The organism is Candidatus Formimonas warabiya, assembly GCF_002777255.1.
In the GTDB taxonomy this organism is placed as follows: Bacteria; Bacillota; Dehalobacteriia; order Dehalobacteriales; family Dehalobacteriaceae; genus Formimonas; species Formimonas warabiya.
Genome location: NZ_CP017634.1, coordinates 2,086,351 through 2,112,314, shown reverse-complemented (window position 1 = coordinate 2,112,314; position 25,964 = coordinate 2,086,351). Strand labels below are relative to the sequence as shown.

The 25,964-nt window shown below is 49.6% G+C and carries 25 protein-coding genes; all 25 read left to right on the top strand.

The genetic code is table 11. The features are described from left to right. Positions 1-13: 13 nt before the first annotated feature. The 25 genes from DCMF_RS09860 (at position 14) to DCMF_RS09740 (ending at position 25,962) form a co-directional block, all read left to right on the top strand. Positions 14-676, top strand: a complete 663-nt coding sequence (locus tag DCMF_RS09860) for a class I SAM-dependent methyltransferase (RefSeq protein WP_214659229.1) — start codon at positions 14-16, stop codon at positions 674-676. Next, positions 657-1,991, top strand: coding sequence for a B12-binding domain-containing radical SAM protein (locus DCMF_RS09855; protein WP_148134281.1), 1,335 nt, complete (start codon positions 657-659; stop codon positions 1,989-1,991). The genes DCMF_RS09860 and DCMF_RS09855 overlap by 20 nt, the downstream gene beginning before the upstream one ends. A gap of 19 nt (positions 1,992-2,010) precedes the next feature. After that, the gene (locus DCMF_RS09850; protein WP_148134280.1) at positions 2,011-3,375 is read left to right on the top strand and encodes a B12-binding domain-containing radical SAM protein; all 1,365 of its coding nucleotides are present in this window, start codon (positions 2,011-2,013) and stop codon (positions 3,373-3,375) included. A 4-nt stretch (positions 3,376-3,379) separates the two neighbouring features. After that, positions 3,380-4,702, top strand: a complete 1,323-nt coding sequence (locus DCMF_RS09845) for a B12-binding domain-containing radical SAM protein (protein WP_148134279.1) — start codon at positions 3,380-3,382, stop codon at positions 4,700-4,702. A gap of 23 nt (positions 4,703-4,725) precedes the next feature. Further along, positions 4,726-7,821 carry an ATP-binding protein gene (locus tag DCMF_RS30220; RefSeq protein ID WP_148134278.1) on the top strand — a complete coding sequence of 1,032 codons (3,096 nt, stop codon included), beginning with the start codon at positions 4,726-4,728 and terminating at the stop codon, positions 7,819-7,821. Between the two features lie 26 nt (positions 7,822-7,847). Beyond that, positions 7,848-8,078, top strand: coding sequence for a hypothetical protein (locus DCMF_RS09835; protein ID WP_148134277.1), 231 nt, complete (start codon positions 7,848-7,850; stop codon positions 8,076-8,078). A gap of 296 nt (positions 8,079-8,374) precedes the next feature. Further along, positions 8,375-9,148 (top strand): RNA polymerase sporulation sigma factor SigG, encoded by a 774-nt coding sequence (gene sigG / locus DCMF_RS09830; protein WP_148134276.1) that lies wholly within the window; start codon positions 8,375-8,377, stop codon positions 9,146-9,148. Between the two features lie 151 nt (positions 9,149-9,299). After that, positions 9,300-9,935, top strand: a complete 636-nt coding sequence (gene spoIIR / locus DCMF_RS09825; RefSeq protein WP_148134275.1) for a stage II sporulation protein R — start codon at positions 9,300-9,302, stop codon at positions 9,933-9,935. Positions 9,936-10,114: 179 nt separating this feature from the next. Next, positions 10,115-10,393: a YlmC/YmxH family sporulation protein gene (locus DCMF_RS09820; protein WP_418219642.1), complete on the top strand. Its 279-nt coding sequence runs from the start codon at positions 10,115-10,117 to the stop codon at positions 10,391-10,393. A 154-nt stretch (positions 10,394-10,547) separates the two neighbouring features. Continuing rightward, entirely contained in the window at positions 10,548-11,000 is a 453-nt protein-coding gene (gene nrdR, locus DCMF_RS09815; protein ID WP_148134273.1) for a transcriptional regulator NrdR, read from the top strand. A 23-nt stretch (positions 11,001-11,023) separates the two neighbouring features. Next, entirely contained in the window at positions 11,024-13,036 is a 2,013-nt protein-coding gene (gene nrdD / locus DCMF_RS09810) for an anaerobic ribonucleoside-triphosphate reductase (RefSeq protein WP_148134272.1), read from the top strand. Positions 13,037-13,165: 129 nt separating this feature from the next. Then, positions 13,166-13,672 carry an anaerobic ribonucleoside-triphosphate reductase activating protein gene (gene nrdG / locus DCMF_RS09805; protein WP_148134271.1) on the top strand — a complete coding sequence of 169 codons (507 nt, stop codon included), beginning with the start codon at positions 13,166-13,168 and terminating at the stop codon, positions 13,670-13,672. Between the two features lie 112 nt (positions 13,673-13,784). Next, positions 13,785-15,536, top strand: coding sequence for a sigma-54 interaction domain-containing protein (locus DCMF_RS09800; RefSeq protein ID WP_214659228.1), 1,752 nt, complete (start codon positions 13,785-13,787; stop codon positions 15,534-15,536). 244 nt (positions 15,537-15,780) lie between these two features. Then, positions 15,781-16,086 (top strand): (2Fe-2S)-binding protein, encoded by a 306-nt coding sequence (locus tag DCMF_RS09795; protein WP_148134270.1) that lies wholly within the window; start codon positions 15,781-15,783, stop codon positions 16,084-16,086. Beyond that, positions 16,083-17,177 carry an NAD(P)/FAD-dependent oxidoreductase gene (locus DCMF_RS09790; protein ID WP_148134269.1) on the top strand — a complete coding sequence of 365 codons (1,095 nt, stop codon included), beginning with the start codon at positions 16,083-16,085 and terminating at the stop codon, positions 17,175-17,177. Before DCMF_RS09795 ends, DCMF_RS09790 begins: the two co-directional genes overlap by 4 nt. Next, a complete protein-coding gene (locus DCMF_RS09785) occupies positions 17,171-17,674 on the top strand; it encodes a 4Fe-4S dicluster domain-containing protein (protein WP_148134268.1) in 504 nt (167 codons plus the stop codon). Before DCMF_RS09790 ends, DCMF_RS09785 begins: the two co-directional genes overlap by 7 nt. Continuing rightward, entirely contained in the window at positions 17,664-17,930 is a 267-nt protein-coding gene (locus DCMF_RS09780; protein WP_148134267.1) for a (2Fe-2S)-binding protein, read from the top strand. Before DCMF_RS09785 ends, DCMF_RS09780 begins: the two co-directional genes overlap by 11 nt. A gap of 1 nt (position 17,931) precedes the next feature. Next, on the top strand, positions 17,932-19,080 hold the full coding sequence (locus DCMF_RS09775; RefSeq protein ID WP_148134266.1) for an NAD(P)/FAD-dependent oxidoreductase: 1,149 nt from the start codon (positions 17,932-17,934) through the stop codon (positions 19,078-19,080). Positions 19,081-19,310: 230 nt separating this feature from the next. Then, positions 19,311-19,697: a 4Fe-4S binding protein gene (locus DCMF_RS09770; RefSeq protein WP_148134265.1), complete on the top strand. Its 387-nt coding sequence runs from the start codon at positions 19,311-19,313 to the stop codon at positions 19,695-19,697. Between the two features lie 361 nt (positions 19,698-20,058). After that, entirely contained in the window at positions 20,059-20,601 is a 543-nt protein-coding gene (locus tag DCMF_RS09765; protein WP_148134264.1) for a helix-turn-helix domain-containing protein, read from the top strand. 42 nt (positions 20,602-20,643) lie between these two features. Further along, positions 20,644-20,982, top strand: a complete 339-nt coding sequence (locus tag DCMF_RS09760) for a cupin domain-containing protein (protein ID WP_148134263.1) — start codon at positions 20,644-20,646, stop codon at positions 20,980-20,982. Positions 20,983-21,037: 55 nt separating this feature from the next. Further along, on the top strand, positions 21,038-22,771 hold the full coding sequence (locus DCMF_RS09755; RefSeq protein WP_236860231.1) for an ABC transporter substrate-binding protein: 1,734 nt from the start codon (positions 21,038-21,040) through the stop codon (positions 22,769-22,771). Between the two features lie 286 nt (positions 22,772-23,057). After that, complete coding sequence (locus tag DCMF_RS09750; protein ID WP_148134261.1) at positions 23,058-24,080, top strand: ABC transporter permease; 1,023 nt, start codon at positions 23,058-23,060, stop codon at positions 24,078-24,080. Further along, positions 24,081-24,998 carry an ABC transporter permease gene (locus DCMF_RS09745; RefSeq protein WP_148134260.1) on the top strand — a complete coding sequence of 306 codons (918 nt, stop codon included), beginning with the start codon at positions 24,081-24,083 and terminating at the stop codon, positions 24,996-24,998. Continuing rightward, positions 24,991-25,962, top strand: coding sequence for an ABC transporter ATP-binding protein (locus DCMF_RS09740; RefSeq protein WP_148134259.1), 972 nt, complete (start codon positions 24,991-24,993; stop codon positions 25,960-25,962). Before DCMF_RS09745 ends, DCMF_RS09740 begins: the two co-directional genes overlap by 8 nt. Positions 25,963-25,964 lie beyond the last annotated feature (2 nt).

Here is a 25,964-nt window from a genome sequence, read left to right as displayed (position 1 = left end):
GGGCGGGATGATCATGAAATCAAAAAATATCTGGGACTTTTGGGCGGTCCGGTACGAAAATCTCTGGGTGCAGCGAACCTCTTTAGGACCAACCAGGGAACTGGTGATCGGCGAAATAGGAAAATTGCTGGGAACTGCCGGCCGTGAACCGGTGCACATCCTTGATGCCGGCTGCGGTACGGGACAGCTGGCAGAAGAACTGGCCTGCGCCTTTCCTGGGTTTGCCCTTCAGATCACCGGACTGGATGCTGCCGGGAAAATGATCGAAGAGGCGGAGGGAAAAAAGATTCCCGGGGCCGTGTTTTTAGCCGGTGATGTGCACAACCTGCCTTTCCCTGACGGCCGCTTCGATATCGTCACCTGCTGCCACTCTTTTCCCTATTATCAGGATCAAATGGCTGCTTTAAGAGAATTGGCCCGGGTGGTCAAACCGGAGGGAGCTCTTTTGCTCGTACAGGCTTCCGCAAACACCGGCTATGATAAATTTGCCTTAAGCCTGGTGAAGCTGACTACGGGCAGGGCCTTTTACCCCTCTGCCCCGGAGACGGCAAAAATGCTGGAGCAGGCAGGCCTTTGCCTTTGGGGGCAAAAAAGGGTGCCCACCGGTTTTTTTATGCCCAATATTATTCTCAGTATGGGAAGGCGGCGCAGGAACCATGAAAATTCTTCTCATTAGACCGAGGCCCCACCGGGATACCATCGGTTTGCAGAGCATCATGGTCTGCGAGCCTCTGGAACTGGAATATCTGGCCGCGGCGGTCCGGGACAGCCACCAGGTGGATCTGGTGGATATGATTTTGGAAAAAAAACCGCTACAATTTTTTATTCAGAAGTACCGGCCTCAGGTAGTGGGGCTGACCGCTTATATTTCCCATATCGGTGTGGTCAAGGACTATGCCCGGATCATTAAGGATACGGACCCCCATATCCGCGTGATTGTCGGGGGAGTCCATGCCGATGTGGTTCCGGAGGATTTTTTGGACCCCCACATTGACTGGATCCTCTCCGGAGGCGGGGCGGCCGCTTTCCGCCGCTTGATGGATCAGGGAGCAGAAAATACACCGGCCCTGGGAGAAGAGAAGATTATCAAGGGAGATGCGGAGATCCCCGCTTTTTTCCCCGATCGCCGCATCACCGCTCCATACCGGCACCGCTATTATTATATTTATCACCGGCCCTGTGCCCTCCTGAAAACCTCTTACGGATGCCCTTTTTCCTGCACCTTTTGCTTTTGCCGTCAAATTACCAGGGGAAATTATTTCACCCGGGATTTGGACGGTGTGATCGAAGAAGTGAAAGAGATTGCCGAACCGGAAATTTATATTGTGGACGACAACTTTTTAGTGGACCGGGACCGGGTGAACCGTTTCTGCGACCTGCTGGAGCAGCACCAGATCCAAAAACGGTTTCTCATTTACGGCCGGGCCGATTTTATCGCCGGTAACGAAAAGCTGATGGCCCGGTTTGCCCAACTGGGCTTGAGAGCCGTGATCGTAGGGGTGGAATCCCCTAACCCTGAGGAACTGAAGCAGTACGATAAGAAAAGCGGCGTGGAGGTGCACGAAAGGGCGATTAAGGTGCTGGCTCAATATGGCATTGACTGTTATGCCACGCTGATTTTGGGCCTGGACTGGGATGACCGGGACTTTCGCCGGCTTTACCAGTGGCTGAAAAAACAAAGGCTTCGTTTTATCAATCTGCAGCCCCTAACCCCTTTGCCCGGCACCGACTTATACGCCCAATACCGGGATCAATGGCTGGTGCCCAGGGCGCGCTGTGAGCAGTGGGATTTGGCCAATCTGGTGCTCAAGCCGTCCAGGATCTCCCCCAGACGCTATTATTTTAATATCCTGAAGGTATACTTTCTTATCACCCTCAATGGGGGAGCGGTAGGCCAAAATTTGAAATACGGGTTTTACCCCAATCTAAAACTTTTCCCGGGCGTTTTACGAATTACCTGGCAGTATGTGAAAAAAATCATGCGGGGATAGAAGCATAGAGGGAGGGACCATGCGCATCTTATTGGTGAGACCGGGGAGAAGAAAGCAGGCGATCACCCTCGGTGAATTCATGTTTTCCGAACCGATCGGACTGGAATGCGTCTTTACGCTGCTAAAAGACGATCATGAGGTGAGGATACTGGATTTAATGGCGGGGGCAGAAGATTTTCTCACGGAATGCGGCCGGTGGAAACCGGATGCCGTCGGGTTCACCTCTTTGTGCATTGACGTTCCCGGCGTGCTGGAATTAGCCGCCCGGGCGAAGGGCTTTCAGGAAAGGGTGATCACTTTGGTGGGGGGCACCCAGGCCCTGGTAGCCCCGGAAAGCTTCTTTTGCCCGGACATGGATCATGTGGTGGAATATACCACGGCAGAAAATCTGGGACATCTTTTTGCCTGCCTGGAAAGAGGAGAAAAGGTTCCTTTGCTGGACGGCATCCGGAGCAGGACGCACCATTTTCAGGGCACCGGGGTTCCCGGCATCAATGCCTATATCCGGCCCGACCGGACTGCCACGGAAAAATACCGTAGCCATTACAGTTACTTTGGCTTCAAACCGGCGGCCCTTATGCAGACCTCCCGGGGATGCAGCTCCATGTGCCATTTCTGCATGCGCTGGGTTATTGAAGGGAACCGGGAAAAGGACGAGCCTTTGGAAGCAATCATGGCGCAAATTGAGGAGATCAAGGAATCCAGCATCATGATTTTTGATAATGATTTCCTGTACAACCGGGACCGGCTGGAAAAATTCTGCGACCTCTTGGAGGCCCGGGGAATCAAAAAGAATTTCATCTGCTACGGCAGCGTCCGCAGTATCCTCGCCAACGGCCCCACCATGAAAAGACTGAGAGACAACGGGTTAAGGGCAGTGCTGGTGGGATACGAGTCCTTCAGCAATGAGGAACTGGCCGGTTATCATAAAAAAGCCACCCGGGAAACCAATCTCACGGCGGCGGGAATTCTCAAAGAATACGGCATTGACTGCTGGGCTTCCTTTATTCTCCACCCGGACTGGGGCGGGGATGACTTTAAGGAATTGAGAAAATACCTGAAAAGCTTGAGACCGGAAATCTCTTCCTTAACGCCCATGACCCCCTTTCCGGGCAGTTCCCTGTATCACAAGTACCGGGACCGGGTGATTTACCCGAAAGAAGAGTATCACCGGTGGAGTTATTCCATCGTATCCATTTTACCCAAGAAAATCAGCCTGCGCCGGTACTATTTTGAGGTCTTAATAACGAATCTTTATGTTAACCTGATGCTGAATCATGCCTCTTATTTGGTGCGTAAGTTCGGCTGGCGCACTCTCTTCCGGGTGGCCAAGGGATCCGGAAAGTTTCTCGTAATTTATCTTCGACTGATGCTGAAGGGATAACAGGATGAAAAAGAAAGTTTTGCTGATCCAGCCCACGCCTTATGACAGAAACCACCGGCCTATCAAAAGAAAAAAGCTCTATTTTGTAGGGCTTGCTTTGCCCCAATTGGCTGCTTTGACCTCGGCAGATTGGGAAGTAGAAATCATCATGGAAACCATCGAGGATATTCCCTGGGATACGGATGCCGGACTGATCGGCATCAGCAGTATGGGACATGGTGTGCTGAGAACCCTTGACCTGGCTCAGGAGTTTAAGAAGCGGGGCAAGACCGTGGCGCTGGGCGGCTATATGGTCAGCCTGATGCCGGAGGAAGCGAAAAAATACGGCGATGCGGTAGTAATCGGCGATGCGGAAGGGGTATGGGCCGGCTTGCTGCAGGATTGGACACAGGGCCAGTTAAAACCCTTTTACAAGAAGGAACTTATTTCCCTGAACGGATTGCCTCTGCCCCGGTATGATCTGGTGCGGGGCAAGAAAATCGGCGATTTTCTTCCCGTCCAGGCAGGCCGGGGCTGTCCCAACGCCTGTTCCTTCTGTTCCGTCTCTTGTCTTTACCGGGGAAAGTATCTCAAGAGAAATATTGAGGAAGTGATCCGGGATATTCAGCACGTGCGCTCCCTGGGCTTTAAAAAGTTTCTCCTCCTGGACGACAACATTGCTGCCGATGAAGAATATATGCTGGAGCTGGCCCGGGAAATCAAAAAATTAAAGATGTCCTGGCTGAGTCAATGTGCCCTGACGGTGGCAAAAAACGATCTCCTGCTCCAGGCTTTGGCGGAAAGCGGGTGCCAGGCACTCAGCTTCGGTTTGGAAAGCATTACCCGGGAAAGCCTGAATCAGCTGAACAAAGCCTGGGCCGATCCCGCCTCGTATGCCGGACTGATCCGAAAAATCCGCCGGGCCGGAATTGAAGTAAGCACGGAGATGGTGGTAGGGGCCGATGGGGACACATTGGAGAGCATCGGCAAAACGGCCGGGTTTATTGAAGAAAACAAAATCATGGTGCCCAGGTTTTACATTCTCACCCCCATCCCCGGCACCGATTTCTTTTCTCAAATGGAGCAGGAAGGAAGAATTATCAATCGAAATATTTATTCATACAACGGCACGGAGGCGGTCCATGTGCCGGCAAAAATGTCTGCCCGGGAATTAACGGATGCATACTGGGACTTATATAACAAGGTTTTTAGCTTCAAGTCGATCATCAAAAGAACCCTGCTGAACCGGAATATCCTGAATAGGCCGTTGGATCACCTGTTTTATTTTTTGGTGAATCTGGTTTACCGGAAGGATATCAAAAAAGGCATCCCGCCCAATATCATTTGAGTTTGATTCAAGAGGTTAGACCTATGCAGTGGATAAAAAAGAAAAGTTTATTAAAAATATTGCTTTCGGCCATGATGCTGGCAGCCGCTTTTTACCTTTTGGCCGGATGGCTGAAACCAACGGATCAACCCATTGAGAGGCCGTCGCCCCATCAGGGCATCCTTGACCTGTCCGCCTGGAAACCGACGCAAAATGGACTTATCAACCTTAGCGGTGAATGGGAGTTTTATTGGCAAAAGCTCCTCAGCTACCATAACCTGCATCACAGTAACCTCAAACCTGACTTGCTGGCTGAAGTACCCGAGGTATGGAATGGTTACCAGATTAACGGCAAAAGCTGCCCCGGTTTTGGATATGCCACCTACAGGCTAAAGATCCAGAATGCCCAGGAAGGACAAGCACTAGCAATCAGAATGCCTACTGTTTCCGCCGCTTACAACCTCTACATAAACGACAGGCTGATTGCTTCCAATGGTAGGGTAGCTGCGGACAAGCAGGGATATCTGCCCGAATACCGACCGATGCTGGCTGAATTCATCCCCCCATCCCAGAACTTTGAGATCATCCTTCAGGTGGCAAACTTTTCCTATGCCCGGGGCGGTGTCTGGAATCCTATTTTTCTGGGCTCTGCGGAAAATGTGGGAAAGTATGACAAAACCATCGGCTATAAGGATATGTTTTTAGTGGGTGCTTTCCTAATTATGGCGATTTTCTATCTCTGCATTTTTTTCATGCGGAAGGAGGGCATGAGCAGTCTCTACTTTACCCTGCTCTGTCTGATTGCCATCAGTATGACCATTATTTACGGGGACTATGTGATCAATAGAATATTGCCCTGGGCAGGTTATCATGTGATTGTTGCCATAGACTATGTCGTAACGACTTGGGCTCCCATTGCCCTGGTCTTTCTGATGGGAGAGCTTTTTCCGGAGCAAACTGCACCGAAACTAAAAAAACTGTTTGCTATCTACGCTGCCTTCATTTTGCTGATTGTTTTAGTTTTTCCCATACATATCTATACCATCCTATTATATCCCTTACAATTTATCGGGCTTGCCATGGCAGCCTATGCCGTGGTCTGTGTCGCCATGGCCTATGCGAAAAACAAGAGAGACTCTGCGCTGATATTGGCGGGAGCATTGATTGTTACCCTGGGGGGAATCCATGACGTGCTTTATCACGACAACATCATATCCTCCTATTTCGGCGAGCTTTCCTCCTTTGGTTTCCTGATCTTTCTTTTCCTGAATGCCTTTATTCTGGCAAGACGCTTTTCAGAGGCCTTCAAGGACGCGCAGATGCTGTCGGAAAAGCTGATGAAGCTTGACAAGCTGAAGGACGAGTTCCTTGCCAATACATCCCATGAACTGAGGACCCCCCTCAACGCCATGATAAACATTGCAGAGGTGGTATCCAGGGGAACGGAAGGGGCGGTGAATCAAAATCAGAAAGCCGCTCTCGCTCTCATTACAAGCAGTGGGAAACGACTGTCAAATCTGATCGATGATATTCTGGATTATGCAAAGCTTAAAAATCTCGATCTCCAAATGAATTTTCAGACAGTAAATTTAAAACGGGTTGCGGAAAGCGTAATCAATGTACTTGGAAGGTTAAACGGGACGGAAAGCGTGCAAATGTTGCTCGACATCCCTAAGGATCTTCCCCATATCTATGCGGATGAAAACAGGCTGCTTCAGATCCTGTACAATCTTATCGGCAATGCGCTAAAATTTACCGAAGCCGGATACATCAGGGTATCGGCAGCCAAAGCAGGGGATAGGGTTGAGGTTTGCGTTGCGGATACGGGAACAGGCATCCCGGAAGACAAGCTTGACATCATATTTGAATCGTTTCAACAGCTTGAAGCTTCCCTGACCCGGAGCAGCGGAGGCACAGGGCTGGGGCTTTCCATCACCAAATACCTGGTGGAAGCCCATAGCGGAAAAGTACGTGTGGAATCAAAGATGGGAGAAGGCTCAAAATTCTATTTTTCTATGCCGGTTGCCCCCGAAGCTGCCCAGGAAAAATCTTGGTCCTATGAAAGGGCAGAAGCTGAAATAGCTGCTGCAGGATACGGCGAAAAGCATCTGGAGGAGTTTCCCTGCCGATTTCAGTCTGACGGACCCCATATCATGCTGGTAGATGACAATCAGACAAACCTCATGTCCCTTGCCGGCATTCTTAGAATGAAGAACTATTCCATCACGGCAGTAACTTCAAATGAACAATTCTTGGAAGAATTTAGAGGGGCAGGCGAGGTGTCCCTGGTCATTCTGGACGTGATGCTGCCGGGACTGTCGGGTTATGAGATCTGCCGGGAAATCAGAAAAAACTTCACGGTTTCCGAGCTGCCCATATTGATGCTGACAGCCAGGACAACAACACAGGACATTGTGATGGGCATGGAAGCAGGAGCCAATGATTACCTGGCCAAACCTTTTGATACGGATGAGCTTTTGGCCCGGGTGAAGACCCTGATCCGGCTCAAGCAATCGGTGGATCAGGCCAGGGCTTCGGAACTGGCCTTTTTACAGGCCCAGATCAAACCCCATTTTTTATACAACGCTTTAAATACCTTTGTCTCAATTTCATTATATGACATGGATAAAGCAAGAAATCTGATCACGGAGTTTGGCAATTACCTGAGGAGGAGCTTTGATTTCAAGGATTTAAGCCAGCTGGCACCGTTAAAAAATGAACTGGAGCTTGTCAGAGCCTATCTGGAGATTGAGCAGGCACGTTTTGAAGAAAGGATAGAGGTAGCTTATGACCTGCCCAATGATCTGGAGGACAGGGTTCCCATCCTCATCCTTCAACCCATTGTGGAAAATGCGGTCATACACGGGATCCTGCCGAAAGACGAAGGCGGGCGTATTGAGATAGGGATTAAGAGGGATAAGACGGCTTTGCATTTTAAGGTTAAGGATAATGGTGTCGGTATGGAAGAGGAAAAGGTAGGCAATATTTTTCAAAATGGGTTTGGAAGCGGTGCCGGTCTGTTAAATATAGATAGCAGGCTGAGAAAGCTTTATGGAAAAGGACTTCAGATCAATAGCAGTCCGGGTAAGGGAACGGAGGTTACATGGTGTATTCCGGTAAACAGCAGGGAGAGTGAATAAGAAGATGATCAAGGCAGTACTTGTGGATGATGAGAGGCCTGCCCTTCGAGTGGCGGGCAGAAAAAACCAGGGGGCTTTTTGCACTTTTGCTTTGTTGTGAAGGGAAAGACATCTCAAAAGAGGATTACGGCCGGTTTATTGAGCAGGCCGGGAAATCCCCTCCGGACTTTTGTGTGATACGGTTGAGCAGGGATGAAATACCAGGGCTGAAAGCTGCCATGGTGAGGAGGATGCCGCAGCAAGCGAACTTAATTTAGCTGAATCGAAAAAAATAGAGAAAACCTTGAGGGTTGAAGCTAGGGGTTTTCTCACAGGTAAAGAGACGGTTTTTGGAATGGATCAATTCCAACCGTCTCTATTTTTTTGCAATTTTTCTATTTTAATCAAGTAAGTGTGCCTATCGTTTTCCGCCAACCAAAAACAAAAGAAGGGAAAAACCGGCAATCCCCCATTATTCCATTCACTTAATGCAGATTTTGCTAGGTATATTTGTTTCTAGCCTTGGCAATAATTATGATAAATTGAAAAAATCCCTTATGGGGGGTAAGTGATTGTGCTGATAAACAAAGTCGAAATTTGTGGTGTCAACACTTCCAAATTGCCCGTATTGTCAAATGAAACGATGCGACAACTATTTGTGGCTATGCGGAATGGGGATAAAAGCGCTCGAGAGAAACTGGTCAACGGAAACTTGCGGTTAGTGCTCAGCGTGATTCAAAGGTTTACCAACCGGGGAGAAAATGTGGATGATTTATTTCAAGTAGGGTGCATCGGCCTGATGAAGGCAACGGATAATTTTGACCTGTCCCAGAATGTAAAATTTTCCACTTATGCCGTACCCATGATCATAGGAGAAATCCGGCGCTATTTGCGGGACAACAATCCGATCCGGGTCAGCCGCTCTTTAAGGGATATTGCTTATAAAGCATTGCAGGTGAGGGATCAACTGGTCAACAAACATTCCCGGGAACCTTCGGTGACGGAGATTGCCAAAGAATTAAAGATTCCCCGGGAAGAAATCGTCTTTGCGCTGGATGCCATTCAAGAACCAATCTCCTTATTTGAACCCATTTATCATGACGGAGGGGATCCCATCTTCGTAATGGATCAAATTGGGGATGAAAAAAACCACGATCTTCAGTGGCTCGAGGGGATTGCCGTACGAGAGGCGTTGCGGAAACTGAGCGAGCGGGAAAAAAGAATTATTACTTTGCGGTTTTTTGACGGGAAAACGCAGATGGAAGTGGCCGAAGAAATTGGTATTTCTCAGGCTCAGGTTTCCCGGCTGGAAAAGGGTGCCTTAATGCACTTGAAAAAACATATTTAATGGAAAGGGGACACACCAGCTAAAGCCGGAGGGTGTGTCTGGGGACTGGAATGTCCCCAATGTATGGAAAGGGGACACACCAGCTGAAGCGTAAGAGTGTTTCCCGGGACTGGAATGTCCCCAATTAAAAGGATTTGGAGAGGTGGATATTATGTTAAACCGAAAAAAAATAGGGATGATCCTGATTGCGTTGGCCATTGGCATAGGGGGATTTGTGTTGGCGTATCGGGAATACATTGCCCCGCCGCTGGCGGCGAACAACTTGATCCGGTTGCATGTGATTGCCAATAGCGACTCCGTTTATGACCAAAAGGTGAAGCTGTTGGTCCGGGACCAGGTGATAAAATTAATGGCGCCCTACTTTAAAGAGGCAGAAACGGTGGAAGAGGCCAGGGCGATGGCGGTAAAACAAATTCCCCAGATCAAAAAAAGTGCCGACTTATACTTGGCTTCCTTAGGAGTAGGGTATGATGCGTCGGTGAAACTGGGAGATTTTGATTTTCCTGCCAAAGCATACGGCGATTTGGTTCTTCCCTCAGGACGCTATGAGGCGTTAAGAGTGGTGCTGGGGGAAGGCAGCGGGCGCAATTGGTGGTGTGTCCTATATCCTCCCTTATGTTTCATTGATATTTCCAGCACTTTGGCCGTCCAGGTGGGGGACTTGCCGGACCGCATGGAAGAAGCGCAGCCGGTAAATGCCCAACCAGCTCATGTGGTGATCCGCTTTAAGATTCTGGATGAAGTAAAAAGCCTTTTTGGGAAAAGGTCCCTGGCCCGGGCAAAGTAGTAAAAGTAATTAACAATTTTGCATGATATGAATAGGGAACTGAGATTTCGGTTCCTTTTTTGTATCCTCCGGCAGCCGCCCCAGGTTACGCACCTCTTACTTAAGAAAGCTTGTAACAAAAATAAGGGAACTTTTTTGTCCAGCCTCATATACTATTCTTAAGGAGGTGGGAGAAAGTGATGAAAGTATCCGAGCTGCGCATGAAAGACATCATTAATATCGTGGACGGAAAACGTTTAGGATTTATTAAAGATATAGAATTAAATCTCCAGCGAGGGAAAATTCAATCGTTGATTTTACCGGGTACAAGCAGATTTCTCGGCATCTTTGGCAGGTACGACGATGTGGCGATCTCCTGGGACCAAATCAAAAAAATTGGGGCGGATGTAATCCTGGTGGAGGTACATGGGTTTACAGAGCTGAAGCACCAAGAAAAAGAGGAAAATTTTGTAGATTAATTAGCGGGATTTAGTTGACACCTCTAGATTTGGTATCATATAATATATCCAGGCACTATATATTGCGCCTGGGTTTATTTTTCTTGATCAGGGATAAAATGAATCCCAGAGATACCAGGTGATTTCCTTTACATGCCGAAGGAGGGAAGGACAAATGCGTTGCCCGTTCTGCAGTTTTGAGGATTCAAAAGTGTTAGATTCCCGGCCTGCCGAAGAAGGGCGCAGTATCCGCCGGCGCCGGGAATGCTTAAAGTGTCAACGCAGGTTTACTACATATGAAAAGATCGAAGAACTGCCTTTAATCGTGGTGAAAAAAGACGGGCGCAGGGAAGTCTTTGATTCCAGAAAGGTATTAAACGGAATCATTAAAGCCTGTGAAAAACGCCCGGTATCATTCAGCAAACTGGAGGGGATAGTGGAAGATATCGAAAAGGATTTGAGCAATTCTCTGGAGCGGGAGATTTTTTCCCAGACCATTGGTGAGATGGTGATGGAAAGACTAAAAAATCTGGACGAAGTGGCCTATGTCAGGTTTGCTTCCGTATACCGGCAATTTAAAGACATAAATACTTTCATTGAAGAAATTTTGCTTTTACAAAAAAAATGACAGAGAAATCGGGGGGAGTTTTGGTGTTTACGACGATTCGAAAAAGAGATGGCCGGTTGGTTGATTTCAACGAAAAGAAAATTACGGACGCCATTTTTAAGGCGGCTAAGGCTGTGGGCGGTGAAGACCGGCAGACCGCGATGGAGCTGACTTTGGAAGTACTGAAATATTTAAAAGGAAAATACAACGGCAATGTTTTCGGCGTAGAAGACGTGCAAGATGCCGTAGAAAAAGTGCTGATCGAGTCTGGACATGCCCGGACGGCGAAAGCTTATATTATTTACCGGGACAGGCGCAACCGGGTAAGAGACGGTAAGTCGGACCTGATGGAAGCGGTGCGGCAGATTCTGGTAGAAACCAGCAGAGAAAACGCCAATGTGAGCAATTCCCCGTCCGCCAAAATGCTTCAGATTGCCAGCGCAGCAAGCAAAACCTATTATTTGTCCCGCTTGATTCCGGAAGAATTTTCTTTGGCGCATCGCCGTGGGGATATTCATATCCACGATTTGGATTTTTATGCCAAAACCCTCACCTGTGTCCAGATTCCCCTGGGCCAATTGTTAAAAGACGGCTTTGACAACGGGCATGGCTATATCCGCCCGCCCAAGCGGCCTGGTACTGCCGCCGCTTTAGCGGCCATCATTTTACAGAGTTCCCAGAATGATATGCACGGAGGCCAATCTTTTGCTTTTTTCGACCGGGACGTGGCCCCTTATGTGGACGAAGCTTCTGAGGAAGAAGTCTATCAGGCTATGGAAGCCCTGATTTTTAACCTGAACAGCATGCATTCCCGGGCGGGCGCTCAGGTGCCTTTTTCCAGCCTCAATGTGGGAACGGAAACCTCGGAAGGGGCGCGGAAGGTAGTGCGCAATTTACTGCTCGCCTATGAAAAAGGATTGGGCCGGGGGGAGAATCCTATTTTCCCCAATATCATTTTCCGTTTAAAAGAAGGTATTAATCTCAATCCGGGAGATCCCAACCGGGACCTCTTTGAACTGGCCATGCGGGTTGCCGCCCGGCGCATGAATCCCACTTTCAGCTTTATGGATGCCAGCTTTAATAAACAATTTGGCACAGAGGTCAGTTATATGGGATGCCGCACCCGGGTGATGGCCAACCGCCGGGGTCCGGAGGTTACGGAAAAACGAGGAAACCTTTCCTTTACTTCCATCAATTTGCCCCGTTTAGGGATGCAGGCAAAGGGCAATGTGGATAATTTTTACCGGTTGCTGGACCATATCCTGGATTTGGTAGCCCGTCAGCTCTACCACCGGTACCAGGTGCAGGCCAATCTGAAAGTGAGAGATATGCCCTTCCTGATGGGACAGCATTTGTATCTGGATTCGGAAGAGCTGGGCCCTTATGACCGGATTGAGGAAGCGATTAAACACGGGACCCTGTCCATTGGCTTTATTGGTTTGGCGGAAGCCTTAACCGCCCTTACCGGCAAGCATCACGGGGAGTCTCAAGAAGCCCAGGAATTAGGCGTGGAAATTGTGGCGCATATGCGCAAGCAGATTGATCAATTTTGCGAAGACTACGACCTGAACTATACGCTTCTGGCTACGCCAGCCGAAGGGCTGTCGGGACGCTTCGTCAGCCATGACAAAGAAGAATATGGCCTCATTTCCGGGATTACGGACAAGGAGTATTATACCAACTCTTTCCATATCCCTGTTAGTTTTGATATCTCCATGTTTCATAAATTGTCTTTGGAGGGCCCCTATCATAAATTCTGCAACGCCGGGCACATCAGCTATGTGGAATTGGCGTCACCGCCCCTGCATAATGTAGAGGCCGTGGAGGCCATCATCCGGCACATGGCCGCCTCCGATATGGGATATGCGGGCATCAACTTTCCCATTGACTTTTGTCTGGGGTGCAGCCACATTGGGGTGATTAACGAAGATGAGTGCCCGGTTTGCGGCAGCGGCGCGATCCGGAGAGTGCGGCGCATTACCGGTTATTTCAGTACGGTGGATAGGTTCAATGACTCCAAGCTGGCCGAGCTGAGAGACAGAAAGGCCCATATGTAGAAGATGGCAAGAAAGGGAGCGAACAAATCAGCTCCCTTATTTTTAGGGTTGACCGGGAGTACCGTAGTATATGTAGGTCGGCCTGATGCAGTCGCTATGAATTAATCAGCTGAGGGAAGGTTGATATGGATGCAAATCAGAGTAGCCGGCATCGTGCCGGAAAGTGTCGTGGATGGGCCGGGTATCCGTTTTGTGGTTTTTGTCCAGGGTTGCCCCCATCACTGTCCCCAGTGTCATAATCCCGAGACCCACGATTTTCAGGGGGGTCAGGTTTGGGAGGTAGCCGCGATCATCGATCAGTTCCAGGAACTGCCCATGATTGCGGGAATTACAATAAGCGGCGGAGAGCCTTTTTGCCAGGCGGAAGCATGTGCCGCGTTAGCCAGAGCAGCAAAAAAGATGGGGAAAAATGTGAACGTATATTCCGGGTACACATACGAACAATTAACCGAAAGGGCCCGGCGTGATGCCCCGGTGAGGGAACTGCTCCATTTAACGGATCTATTGATTGACGGCCCCTATATGCATGAGCGGCGGGACCTGAATTTGGCCTACCGGGGCTCGCCAAACCAAAGAATTATTGATGTGCCGGAATCCCTGGAAAATGGCACCGTCGTAGAGTGGAAAGGGCGTTGAAGCACTCAGCCGGGGGAATGCATCTTTTTGGCAGAAAGGATTTTTTTAAATTCAGTCGAATTATAAGGATTAAGAATCATGTCCCAAAATCACGGATGCCTGAGGTGCTGCCATGTTCAAAGGTGCAAGTGAAACGCTGAAAATAGAAGATTTGATTTACCAACCGGTAGCGTTAATCGATCCCGAGCAAAGCCCGGAGGTGTTGCGGTTCAATATCAGAGAAAAGCAGCTGGCAGCCATGCTTTGGCCCAGCCCGGACAGTTCCTGGAATGTGGTTTTGGCTTCGGAGTTTCTGAAATTGGAGGATAGGGGAAAAATTGGAGACCTGGCGGTGAAGGGTTTCCCCGTTCCGGTCGATACCCCTTTGGCAAAGGTAATTGACCTCATCCGTTCTTTTCCCGGCCAGTTGGGCGTTTTGATTGATAAAATGGGCTTCCCCCTTGGGGTGATCGAGGCAGGGCGGATGTTGTCCTTATTGTGGGAGCAGATGCTTCATTTGGAGTGTTCCGTGACTACCCTGATGGATACGGTAAACGAAGCCATTACCATGATTGATCAGCAGAATGTGGTGGTGGGCTGGAATAAAAGGGCGGAAGAATTGTACCGCATTCCCGCCCATACCATTGTGGGCCAGGAAATTAACCGCTTCTTTTCCAGCCTGGTGGTCACCCATGTGATCAGCAAGGACGTGATGAAGAAAAAAGGGGTGCGCAATGATTACCATCAACCGATTCCCGGTACCCATGTGCTGATCAATGCTTCTCCCATTGTTTATCAGGACCAGGTTTTGGGGAGCGTCTGCTCCGAACGGGATATTACCGAGACCGTAAGCTTGCATAACGAGCTGTCCAAGGCCAGTTCCGAGGTGCGCCAGCTCAAAAATGAAATTACCAAAATTCACCGGCCCAATGATGCTTTTCAAAAAATTGTCGGGCACAGCAAAAAATTAAGGGACAGCATCAGTTTGGCGCAACGGGTGGCCAATACCAATGTGGCGGTGCTGATCAGGGGAGAAAGCGGTACCGGAAAGGAACTGTTTGCCGAAGCCATCCATAACGAAAGTTCCCGCCGCAATAAACCCTTTGTGGTTATTAATTGCGGGGCGATTCCGGCCGCCCTGTTTGAGAGTGAATTATTCGGCTACCAGTCCGGGGCCTTTACCGGCGCCGACCGGAAAGGAAGACCGGGCAAATTTGAAATCGCCCATCAAGGGACTATTTTTCTCGATGAAATAGGAGAAATGCCCCTGGATTTGCAGGTGAAGCTGCTAAGAGTCCTGCAAAATAAGCGTTTTTATAAAGTGGGCGGCAGTGATCCCATTGACGTGGATGTGCGGGTGATTGCCGCTACGCACCGGGATCTGGAGCAGATGATCAACGACGGCCTGTTTCGGGAGGACCTTTATTACCGCATCAACGTCGTGTCTTTAGAAATACCTCCCCTGCGGCAGAGAAAGGAAGATATCCCGGAATTGATTTACCTTTTTATCCGGGAGTTTTGTCTCCAGCAAAACCGGGATATGGTCCAAATTGCTCCGGAGGTGATGACCACCCTCTTGAACTATCCCTGGCCAGGAAATATCAGGGAGCTGCGCAATGTGGTGGAGCGGATGGTCATTCTGGCCGAGGACAAGATGATTCTCCAGGACCATTTGCCTTCTTCCATGAAGCTGAAGAGATTCACCGCCGGAGAAATCGCCAGTACCGAATCGACTTTAACGGATATCACCGACCGTACGGAAAAAGAGATTATTCTCCAGGCCCTTGAGGAAGCGGGGGGAGATAAATCCAAGGCGGCAAAACGGTTGGGGATTCCCCGGAGCACGCTCTATTATAAAATGAAAAAATTGGATATAAAACAGTAAAGGGAATGATGTGTCGGATAGTTGACACGTGTGTGCAGAAACTAGACACGAAAGGGATGCAAAATGAGTATTTTCCGCTGGCTCCAGCACCGGGGCCAGCCTTTTTATATATTGGCATAAAATTTGCAATGTTAAGACATTTATATGGAAATGCTTTGAGGTTGAGAATTTTTGCGCAAGCACCTTTCTCAGCCTGCTACTTATTTCATGACAGGAATCTATTTACTGGAGGGGAGTGACTGTAATGCGTATTGTTAAGCACCCAATCTTAGATTTTCAGCGGGGTGAAAAGGTATCATTTTTCTTTGATGGACAGCCTGTTGACGGTTACGCCGGGGAGACAATCGCTGCCGCCTTACATGCGGCAGGGATCCGGATCTTAGGGCATAGCTCTGAATTGCACCGTCCCCGGGGATTGTTCTGTGCCATCGGCAATTGTTCCTCCTGTCTGATGGTTGTGAATGGTGAACCCAATGTGAGAATCTGTGTGGAAAAAGTACAACCCGGTATACAGGTGGAAACTCAGAAGGGGAAGGGGTGCCTGAGATGAAGCAAACGGAAATATTAGTGATCGGGGGAGGACCCGCCGGCCTGTGTGCCGCTGCCGCTGCTGCCCAACTGGGCGCCAGTGTTCTGATCTTAGAAAGGGACGGCAAGCCGGGAGGCCAGCTGGTGAAACAGACCCATAAATTCTTTGGCTCCAAGAAGCAATATGCCGGAGACCGGGGGATCCATATCGGTGATTTCCTTTTAGACCAAGTGGAGCAGGATCCTAAAGTGGAAGTTTGGAAAGATACTACGGCTTTAGGTATTTATGAAGACGGCGTGGTCACCGCCGAAGCCGACGGCAAACATATCAAGATTAAACCGGAGAAAATTATTGTCGCCACGGGCGCGGCAGAAAAGTTTTTGGTGTTCCCCAACAATGACTTGCCTGGGATCTACGGGGCCGGTGCGGTGCAGACATTGATGAACGTAGCCGGTGTCGTTCCGGGAAAAAGAGTGCTCATGGTAGGGGCCGGGAATATTGGTCTCATTGTTTCCTACCAGCTGATGCAGGCGGGCGTGGAAGTAGCCGGGGTGATCGAAGCCGCTCCTCAGATCGGCGGCTACCTGGTCCATGCTTCAAAGATTCGCCGGGCGGGGGTACCAATTCTCACGTCCCATACCATTAAAGAAGCCTATGGGGAAAATACCTTAGAAGGTGCCATCATCTGGCAGCTGGACGAAAAGTGGCAGCCCATCCCCGGAACAGAACAGGATATCAAAGCCGATGTTATGTGTCTGGCGGTGGGATTGAGCCCCTTGACGGAACTGTGCTGGCAGGCAGAATGTGAAATGAAGTATGTGCCCGAACTCTCCGGTCATGTGCCTGTGCGCAATGATTTCTTAGAAACCACTCGTCCCGGACTGTATGTGGCCGGCGATGTGAGCGGGGTGGAAGAAGCCAGCTCCGCCATGGTAGAAGGAAGACTGGCCGGCATCTCTGCCGCCTTCAGCTTAGGATACGGCAAGGATGTGGCGCCGAAACTGCAGGCGGAAGCCCAGGAAGAATTGAATGAATTGCGTTCCGGTCCTGCCGGTGAGAAGACCATGAAGGGAATTTTGAAACTGACAGGCAAGGAGGGGGTAGCATGCTAATCAAAACAGGAGTTCCTACTGTGGATGATCTGAAAAAGGTTTATCCGCCCGAAGAAAGGATGCAGCAAGGACCGGTGGCCATTATTGAGTGCTTCCAGAAGATTCCTTGCAATCCGTGTACGGAAGCCTGCAAACAGGGCGCAATTTTGCCCATGGCGGATATTAACGATGTACCGGAAATGGATTTTTCCAAATGCAACGGATGCGGCGTATGCATCAGCCGCTGTCCTGGCCTGGCCATCTTTGTTGTAGACCGCTCCTATAGCCCCACGGAAGCCATTGTCCGGATTCCTTACGAGTTTGTGCCGGTACCCGAGGTAGGACAAAAAGTGGTTTGTTTAAACAGAGCGGGAGAAGAAGTAGGCACCTTTGAAGTGAAAAAAGTCGTGTCAGGTGGAAAGAAAAACATGACCTATACGGTTTGGATTGCTGTTCCTCAGGAGCTTTGCATGGAAGTGCGCAATATTCGTCTGGGAGGGGTTGCACATGGAGAATAAGGTGATGGTCTGCCGGTGTGAGGATGTCACCCTGGAAGATATTAGAGCGCTCATCGATCAAGGATATCGGACCATTGATGAAATTAAGCGGGTGATCCGGGCGGGCATGGGACCCTGTCAGGGCCGGACCTGCCGGATGCTGATTGCCCAGGAATTGGCAAAGGCTTTCGGAGTCAGTGTGGAAGAGGTTATTATGCCTACTTTCCGGCCGCCGGTGAAGCCGGTTAAACTGGGAACTTATGCAGGGGGTGAGTAACGTGCAAAAAACGGCAAATGCAGTAATTATCGGGGGCGGCATGATCGGTTGTTCCCTGGCCTATGAGCTGGCTCTGCGCGGCATGAAAGACATCGTGGTGGTGGAAAAGGAATATCTTTGCTCAGGAGCTACCGGACGGTGTGGTGCCGGCGTGAGACAGCAGTGGGGAACGGAAACCAATGCGATTTTAGCCCGGGACAGCGTAAAAAGATTTGAACAGATGAATGAAGAATTAGAATATGATATGGACATTGAATTCAAACAGGGCGGGTATTTGATCGTTGCTTACACGGAAGGCGAGTGGACCCAGTTTCATAAAAATGTCGCCGTGCAGAAAAGTCTGGACATTCCCGTGGAAATGGTGACCCCGGAAGGAGCCAGAGAGATCGTTCCTCACTTAAATATTGACGGCTTATTTGGGGCCACTTTCTGTCAGACGGACGGCCATGCCAATCCTTTCCATGTGGTGGACGCTTATGCCAAAGCGGCAAGAAGACTGGGCGTCGTCTTTGAAACCTATACGGAAGTAACCGGTATTGTGGCGGAAAACGGCAAAGTAAAGACCGTAGAGACGACCAGGGGAAATATCGATGCGCCTTTAGTGATTAATGCAGCGAATTATGCTGCCGGCAAGGTCTGCAAAATGGTAGATTTTGATTTACCCCTTTACCCCCAGAGACACCAGGCCCTGGTCACCGAACCTGTGGAACCGACCCAGGGACCGATGGTGATTTCTTTCAGCCGCCGGCTTTACTGCCAGCAGACGCCCCACGGCAGCTTTATCATGGGAGTGGGTGACCCCCATGAACCAAAAGACTTTAACATTAATTCCAGTTGGGACTTTCTTGAGGATGTGTCCCGTCAGGTCCTTTCCGTATTGCCCCTCTTAAAGAACCTGAGAGTCGTGCGCCAGTGGTCGGGTTTATACGATATGAGTCCCGATGCCAACCCCATTTTGGATGAGGTTCCGGATGTCCAAGGAATGTGGGTGCTGGCCGGATTCAGCGGACACGGATTCATGGTCGGCCCTCAGACCTCCGTACTGGTAGCACAAAAAATCATGGGCGAAAAATGCTTCATGCCCATTGAAAAATTTGGTTTGGACCGGTTCCGTCGCGGGGAACTGCTCTTGGAGCCTTCTGTCGTATAAAGGCATCTCATCCCGGAAAATGAACAGATAAAAATATCATATAAACTTCAAGTTGACCGGCCGGTATGATGTAATTTCTGCCGGTCAACTTTGCGTTACCTGACCGGCCGGGCAGGTAAACCTATTGACATTTCTAATGAGGCTGGTAAAGATGCAGTTCTGATTCGGGAAAGTCTTACAGGGTGCAGAGGGAATATGGAGGTCGGAGAAAAATTCGGGGGTGAAGAGGATTGAAAAGACTGGTTGCGAAATCCGAATTGTGCATAGGCTGCCGTCTGTGCGAGGAAGTCTGTTCCCAAGCATATAGAAAAGAGAAAAACGGGAAAAAAAGTGCCATTAGAATTGAGGAGAACGGCGACAAAGGCTATATTGTACATGTGTGCAACCAATGCGGCCACTGTGCCGATATTTGCCCGGTGCCGGCCATTGAGAAAGATGAAAACGGCATTGTGAGAATTAGGGAAGACATTTGTGTGGGCTGTCTCACCTGCGTGGAGAATTGCCCCACGGAAACCATGTATGCCCATGATGAACTGACGGAACCCTTCAAGTGCATTGCCTGTGGGCTCTGTGCCGAGGAATGCCCCTCCGGAGCCATTGAAATTGAAGCCTATTAACCTAACCGGTTCCTGTTTCTGAAAAAAGAAGTCAACCCCACTTTGATGCATCATGGGGATGTCCCAGCGCTCTCGGTATTTTGGAAGTTAACAGTGAAAAAAAGAAGGATTGTTTTTTTCCCAAATGGGGTGTATACTATAAAAAATGAAGTATAAGTACAAAAAATGTAGCTCTACTGTAATGGAGAGGGCAAAGACGTCCTCCAAACAGGGTTTGTTTGGATGGATGTCTTTTTTTATTTTAAATATTTAAATTTTTCAAAAAAATTTTACCGTGAGGCAGGAAAAATTACAATAATATCGTAATTTATACAAATAATTTAATTTTGCTGGCGTGAAAAAATGCTGAGGAGGAAATGGCTTGGAAGAAATTGCAATTAGATTCCGGGAACTTAGAAATCAACAGAATCTTACTTTGAAGGAACTGAGTGAAAAGACAGGCTTGTCGATTAGCTTTCTGTCCCAGGTGGAAAGAGGAACCTCATCTTTAGCGATTACATCCTTAAAGAAAATTTCCGACGCTTTTAATGTGCCCATCACTTATTTTTTTGACAGCGTTACCAACCATACCTATCATGTGAAGCTTGACGACTACCGGCCTTTTAAAATTGAGGGAAGAAGCGCCGAGTATTGCAGGTTGGGGGGAGAATTTCCCAACAGAACCTTGGAACCTCTTTATGTAACCTTAGAGCCGGGGCACACCCAGGATCAAGTGTTTAACCATCCGGGAGAGGAGTTTTATTATATTCTGGAAGGGGCTGTCATCTTTAATGTGGATGGCAAGGAATATCTGGTGAAAGCCGGGGAATCGATCCATTATCCCTCCAATTTACCCCATTTTATTTCCAATCCCCTGCAAAAAAAATCGGTCTTTATTAATGTATTAACACCGGTCATTTTTTAGGAAAGAGCAGAAAGGCCACCAATATCGAAGGAGGATGATGTGATGAAAATTGTGACCGTGAAAAATGTGGAAGCGGACAAGCGTACCGATGTGACGATGAAAACCCTTTTTGGTCCGGGGGCGGCTGAGCAGGCCCGGGTAACCATGGGGATGGCCGTGTTTCCCCCGGGGGCAAGAGTGCCAGCAGAAGGAGTGGGCGCCCATCAGGAAGATGAATATGCTTATGTGATCAGGGGATCCCTTCTTACCATGAGCGGGGATAAAGAGTACCGCCTTTCCGGCGGTCAGGCTTCTTTGATTCCTGCCGGTGAAGCCCATTGGTCCTGCAACGATGGAACGGAAGATTGTGAATTGATCTGGGCGCTGGTGGAAAAAGAATAAATTCAGGATTCGTTCGGGTATTTTCATTTAGATGCTGTACAGGAACAGGGAGGTGATGAGCCGGAAGATATCAAGGATCGGCCCCATGAATGAAATGAAAGGAGAAAGGGAAATGAGAGCTTTTCATAAGGTGAATAAGAGCCTATTATTACTGGGAATTTTGCTGGTCTCGGCGGGTTTGTTATTAACGGGATGCGGGGGGCAGCAAAATGCCGCAGAGGACCAGCAAAACACTGCTCCGAAGGAGAAAATCATTAGAATCAGTGCTTCCGATGTGCCCAATATCGATCCGGGTGTGGGCGTCGACTATTCCAGCGCCACTGCGGCGTGCAACATTTACAGCACACTGGTTTTCCCCAATGCCGACGGGTCCGTCAGACCTATGCTTGCCACCGATTGGGACTCCAGTACCGATGGTCTCACCTGGACCTTTAATTTGAAGCAGGGTGTGAAGTTCCATAATGGGGACGAATTAACCGCTGATGATGTGGTGTTCTCCATGAACAGGCTGTTAACCATGGGGGAAGGATTTGCCTACCTCTTTACCGACGTGGTGAAAGAAGTAAAAGCGGTGGAACCCTATAAAGTCCAGTTTACCTTGAAAAAAACCTTTGGCCCCTTTGTGTCCACCTTGGTGCGTTTGTATATTGTGAATCAGGACCAGGTGATGGCCAACCTGCAAGAGGGTACTTACGGAGAATTTAAGGATTACGGAAAAGAATGGCTCGCTTCCAATGACGCGGGGAGCGGACCCTACATGGTCAAAGAAATTAAAAAACAGGAACATCTCTTGGCCACCAAGTTCCCGGATTATTTTGAAGGTTGGGATGCGGACGCTCCCGATACCATTAAAATTGTCGGTACCACGGAAACTGCCACCATCCGGACCCTGATGAGCACCGGGGAATTGGAGATCACCGACCAGTGGCAGACGGAAGAAGCTTTGAAAGCTTTGGATGGAATGCCGGGCGTGGGCGTGGATGCCGCTTTTACGGGCAGTATTCTCAATATTATGCTCAATACCAAAAAAGCACCTACGGATGATGTTCATTTCCGCAAGGCTTTGGCCTATCTCTTTGATTATCAAACGGTCGTGGATAAGCTTTTCCCCGGCTCGAAGAAGGCCCGGGGACCGGTGCCCTTTAACATTCCGGGATTCAACGACAGCCTGCCTCAGTATGAAAGGAATGTGGACAAGGCAAAAGCGGAATTGGCTCAATCCAAGTACGCAGACAAGCTGGCGGACTATCCGGTAGAACTGGTTTGGATTGCCGAGGTACCGGATGAAGAAAAGATTGCCTTGCTCTTCCAGGCCAATGCTGCGGAACTGGGCATTACCGTCGATATCGTGAAAACGCCCTGGTTGTCCTTCGTGGATCAGGTAGCGACCAAGGAGACTACGCCCAATGCCGCCACCGTATTTGTTTCGCCCAGCTATAATGAAGCCGGCTCCACCCTTTCCTCCCGGTACCATTCCAAGTCTACGGGCACCTGGGAACAGGCGGAATGGCTCCAGGATGCCAATATAGATGCGGCGATTGAAGATGCCATCGGTACCGTGGATGAAACGGCCCGGATGGAGAAATACAAAGCCATTCAACAAACCATTGTGGATCTGTGCCCCACGATCTGGGTCTTTGACCAGGCCGAGAAGAGGGCTTACCAGGAGAACTATATTACCTGGCCGGGAGCCGAAGCAAATAAGGCCGGCCAGCCTGTAAATCCTGTTATGGGCTACAATTTCTATTTCCATGATTACAAGGTTTTTCCTGATAAAATGGGACAATAATTTTGTAGGGTGACCTGTAATAACCCCCTAAAATAGAGCGGGACCGTTCAGGCCGGTTGTTCTTTCCCGAAAGAGAGCAACCGACCTGGAACTCCGCTCTCCCATTTTTTATTTTCCTCATGATGATGAGGGCATCGGCACCTGTTTGGCTCTTTCCCGGATCCCGGTAACCTGTACCCGGATGCCGAAAAAATCTTTGTTTGGAATTGGCCCTTTTTGGCGGAGGGCCCCTTCCCAAATGTGGCACCGACATAATTTTAAGTAAGTAGGGAGGGAGGTCGCGAGAATGAAGCTGCGTTCTTATTTATGCAAAAGACTATTGCTTTCTGTTTTTGTGCTGGTAGGTTTATCCATGGTTATTTTTATCATTTCCCGGGTCGTACCCGGGGACCCGGCCCGGATGGCTTTAGGGCCCCGTGCTCCCCAATTTGCCGTGGATGCGCTGCGGCAGGAGATGCATCTGGATCAGCCCATTGCCGTCCAATATTATTATTGGATCAAAGGGGTATTGGTAGGGGATTTGGGAAAATCTCTTACGACCAGGCGGGCTGTGGCTGACGATGTGCGGGAATTTCTCCCCGCCACTTTAGAATTGGCCCTTGTTTCCGCCGTTTTGGTGGTGCTTTTGTCCATCTTTTTCGGCACCCTGGCCGCAAAATACCGGGACAAATGGGTGGATGCCCTGATCAGGGTGCTGGCTTATACGGGGGTTGCCGTGCCCTCTTTTGTTCTGGCTGTCTTGTTACTGCTCTTATTCGGCTATATTTGGCCTATCATCCCGGTGCTGGGCCGGTTAAGTGCAGGGATTATTCCTCCTCCCACCATTACCGGCCTGGTGACCATAGACAGTTTAATCACGGGCAATTTTACCGCTTTTTGGGATGCCTTGAAACATATTATTGTGCCTGCCGCCGCCCTGGCCATGGGTCCTTTGTTTCAGGACGCCCGCATTGTCCGTACGGCGATGACGGACAATATGGGGAAAGACTATCTGGCCTTAGTGACCGGATACGGCATCCCCAGCCGGGTGATTATGGGCAAATATTTGTTAAAACCCTCTTTAATTCCTGCTGTTTCCGTGATGGGGCTGGATATTGCCTCCTTAATGAGCAATGCCTTTTTGGTGGAAGTGATCTTTAATTGGCCGGGCATTTCCCGTTATGGTATGGAAGCCATGCTGCGCAAGGATTTAAACGCCATTTCGGCGGTGATTATTATTTTCGGCTTTATCTTTGTCCTGGTTAATATCCTGGTTGACCTGGTAGTGGCCTATCTTGATCCGCGCATCCGGTTAGGGGGGAAATCATAAATGGAAAGCAACGTACCACAAAGTGGGGAAATGATCGTCCCCGATTTTTCCAGCCGGTTTAAGGAGAACGTGCAAAAGAACTGGTACAAATTCTCCCGGAATAAGTTGTCCGTGATCGGGCTGGCCATCGTCTTGGCGGTGATCTTGACCGCTCTTTTGGCGCCTTTCATCGCGCCTTACCCGGAACATGCCGGGAAATTTGTGGATTATCAAAACGCCAATTTGGCGCCCAGTGCCAAATATCTCTGCGGCACCGATGTGATCGGCCGGGACATTTTATCCCGCATTATCTTTTCTTTTCGCGGGGCTTTGTTCATGGCCCTGGTTGTTTTGGCCATTGCGGTGCCTGTGGGCGTTCTTCTGGGGCTCTTAGCGGGATATTTTAAAGGTACCTGGATCGATACGGTGATTATGCGTATCACTGATATCTTTTTAGCGGTGCCTCCGTTGCTTTTGGCCCTTGCCATCGCGGCTGTCCTGGAACCCAACCTGACCAATGCCATGATTGCCGTGACTGTGATGTGGTGGCCCTGGTATACCCGGATGGTTTACGGCATGGCTTCGTCCTTGCGCAACGAGTATTTTGTGATTGGGGCCGATTTGATCGGCGCCGGTAGAGGACATATCCTTTTTAAAGAGGTTTTACCCAACTGTCTTTCCCCCATTTTCACGAAAATGGCTTTAGACGTGGGCTGGGTGATCCTGATCGGCGCTTCTTTAAGCTTTGTCGGGCTGGGAGAACAACCGCCCACTCCCTCCCTGGGTCAAATGGTGTCCGACGGTTCCCGCTATATGCCGGATTCCTGGTGGATGACAATTTTCCCCTCCTTGGCCATTGTTTTGATTATTCTAGGCTTTAACCTGCTGGGAGACGGGGTCCGTGATATGTTGGCAAAGGGGGAGAAAGGCAATGAGTAATCCGATTCTGGATATTAAGGATCTGCATGTCTGGTACCGTACCTATGCCGGCTTCTCCAGGGTGCTGGACGGCGTGAATTTGTTTGTGGAAAAAGGGGAGAAAGTAGGCCTGGTGGGGGAAGCAGGATGCGGGAAAACCACCACCATGCGTTCGGTGCTGCGCATTTTACCGGAAGGCCAGTCGCACACGCCTCAGGGTGCCATCCTCTTTCACGGGAAAAATATTCTGACCATGCCGGAACGGGATCTTCAGGCGATCCGGGCAGGCGCCGTTTCCATGATTTTTCAAGAGCCCTCCGCGGCTTTAAACCCGGTCTTTACCGTGGGAACCCAGATCGCCGATATCATCAGGTACTCCCTTGTGGGCAAAGGCTTGGCAAAAGAAAAGATCAAAGAAATGGCCCTGCAGGCGATCAGAGAAGTCTATATTCCTGACGCGGAACGGATCTTTGATTGTTACCCGAATCAGTTGAGCGGCGGCATGAAGCAGCGCATCTGCATTGCCATGGCCATCGTCACACCCCGGGAACTGCTCATTGCGGATGAACCGGGTACCGCTCTGGATGTGACCATTCAGGATCAGGTGCACCGGATTCTCAAGGGACTGGTGGAAAAGAAAGGCATGTCCCTGATCATGATTACCCATTCCCTGGGCGTGGCCCGGGAATTAACGGACCGCATTTATGTGATGTATGCGGGCAGTATTGTGGAAGTGGCGAAAACCGGGGACCTTTTTGCCAAGCCTTGTCATCCCTATACCCTGGGCTTGATGTCCTCGGTGCCCAGGCTGGCCGGAGGCGGGCTGGCGGCAGGGATTTACGGGCATATTCCGGATTATCTGAAGCCCCCCCAAGGCTGTCGTTTCCATCCCCGCTGCCCCAAGGCAACGCCCAAGTGTCAGGAAGAAAAACCCCCCATGGTCGATTTGGGAGACGGCCACCAGGTCGCTTGCTTCTTAGAATAAGA

Coding starts and splice junctions, on each gene's coding strand:
- DCMF_RS30220 (WP_148134278.1), top strand. CDS start 4,726: ATGCAGTGGATAAAAAAGAAAAGTTTATTAAAAATATTGCTTTCGGCC.
- DCMF_RS09855 (WP_148134281.1), top strand. CDS start 657: ATGAAAATTCTTCTCATTAGACCGAGGCCCCACCGGGATACCATCGGT.
- DCMF_RS09860 (WP_214659229.1), top strand. CDS start 14: ATGAAATCAAAAAATATCTGGGACTTTTGGGCGGTCCGGTACGAAAAT.
- DCMF_RS09760 (WP_148134263.1), top strand. CDS start 20,644: ATGAAAATTGTGACCGTGAAAAATGTGGAAGCGGACAAGCGTACCGAT.
- DCMF_RS09780 (WP_148134267.1), top strand. CDS start 17,664: ATGGAGAATAAGGTGATGGTCTGCCGGTGTGAGGATGTCACCCTGGAA.
- DCMF_RS09740 (WP_148134259.1), top strand. CDS start 24,991: ATGAGTAATCCGATTCTGGATATTAAGGATCTGCATGTCTGGTACCGT.
- DCMF_RS09845 (WP_148134279.1), top strand. CDS start 3,380: ATGAAAAAGAAAGTTTTGCTGATCCAGCCCACGCCTTATGACAGAAAC.
- nrdG (WP_148134271.1), top strand. CDS start 13,166: ATGCAAATCAGAGTAGCCGGCATCGTGCCGGAAAGTGTCGTGGATGGG.
- DCMF_RS09795 (WP_148134270.1), top strand. CDS start 15,781: ATGCGTATTGTTAAGCACCCAATCTTAGATTTTCAGCGGGGTGAAAAG.
- DCMF_RS09850 (WP_148134280.1), top strand. CDS start 2,011: ATGCGCATCTTATTGGTGAGACCGGGGAGAAGAAAGCAGGCGATCACC.
- DCMF_RS09750 (WP_148134261.1), top strand. CDS start 23,058: ATGAAGCTGCGTTCTTATTTATGCAAAAGACTATTGCTTTCTGTTTTT.
- DCMF_RS09800 (WP_214659228.1), top strand. CDS start 13,785: ATGTTCAAAGGTGCAAGTGAAACGCTGAAAATAGAAGATTTGATTTAC.
- DCMF_RS09790 (WP_148134269.1), top strand. CDS start 16,083: ATGAAGCAAACGGAAATATTAGTGATCGGGGGAGGACCCGCCGGCCTG.
- DCMF_RS09745 (WP_148134260.1), top strand. CDS start 24,081: ATGGAAAGCAACGTACCACAAAGTGGGGAAATGATCGTCCCCGATTTT.
- nrdR (WP_148134273.1), top strand. CDS start 10,548: ATGCGTTGCCCGTTCTGCAGTTTTGAGGATTCAAAAGTGTTAGATTCC.
- DCMF_RS09820 (WP_418219642.1), top strand. CDS start 10,115: ATGAAAGTATCCGAGCTGCGCATGAAAGACATCATTAATATCGTGGAC.
- spoIIR (WP_148134275.1), top strand. CDS start 9,300: ATGTTAAACCGAAAAAAAATAGGGATGATCCTGATTGCGTTGGCCATT.
- DCMF_RS09785 (WP_148134268.1), top strand. CDS start 17,171: ATGCTAATCAAAACAGGAGTTCCTACTGTGGATGATCTGAAAAAGGTT.
- DCMF_RS09835 (WP_148134277.1), top strand. CDS start 7,848: ATGATGAGAGGCCTGCCCTTCGAGTGGCGGGCAGAAAAAACCAGGGGG.
- DCMF_RS09755 (WP_236860231.1), top strand. CDS start 21,038: ATGAGCCGGAAGATATCAAGGATCGGCCCCATGAATGAAATGAAAGGA.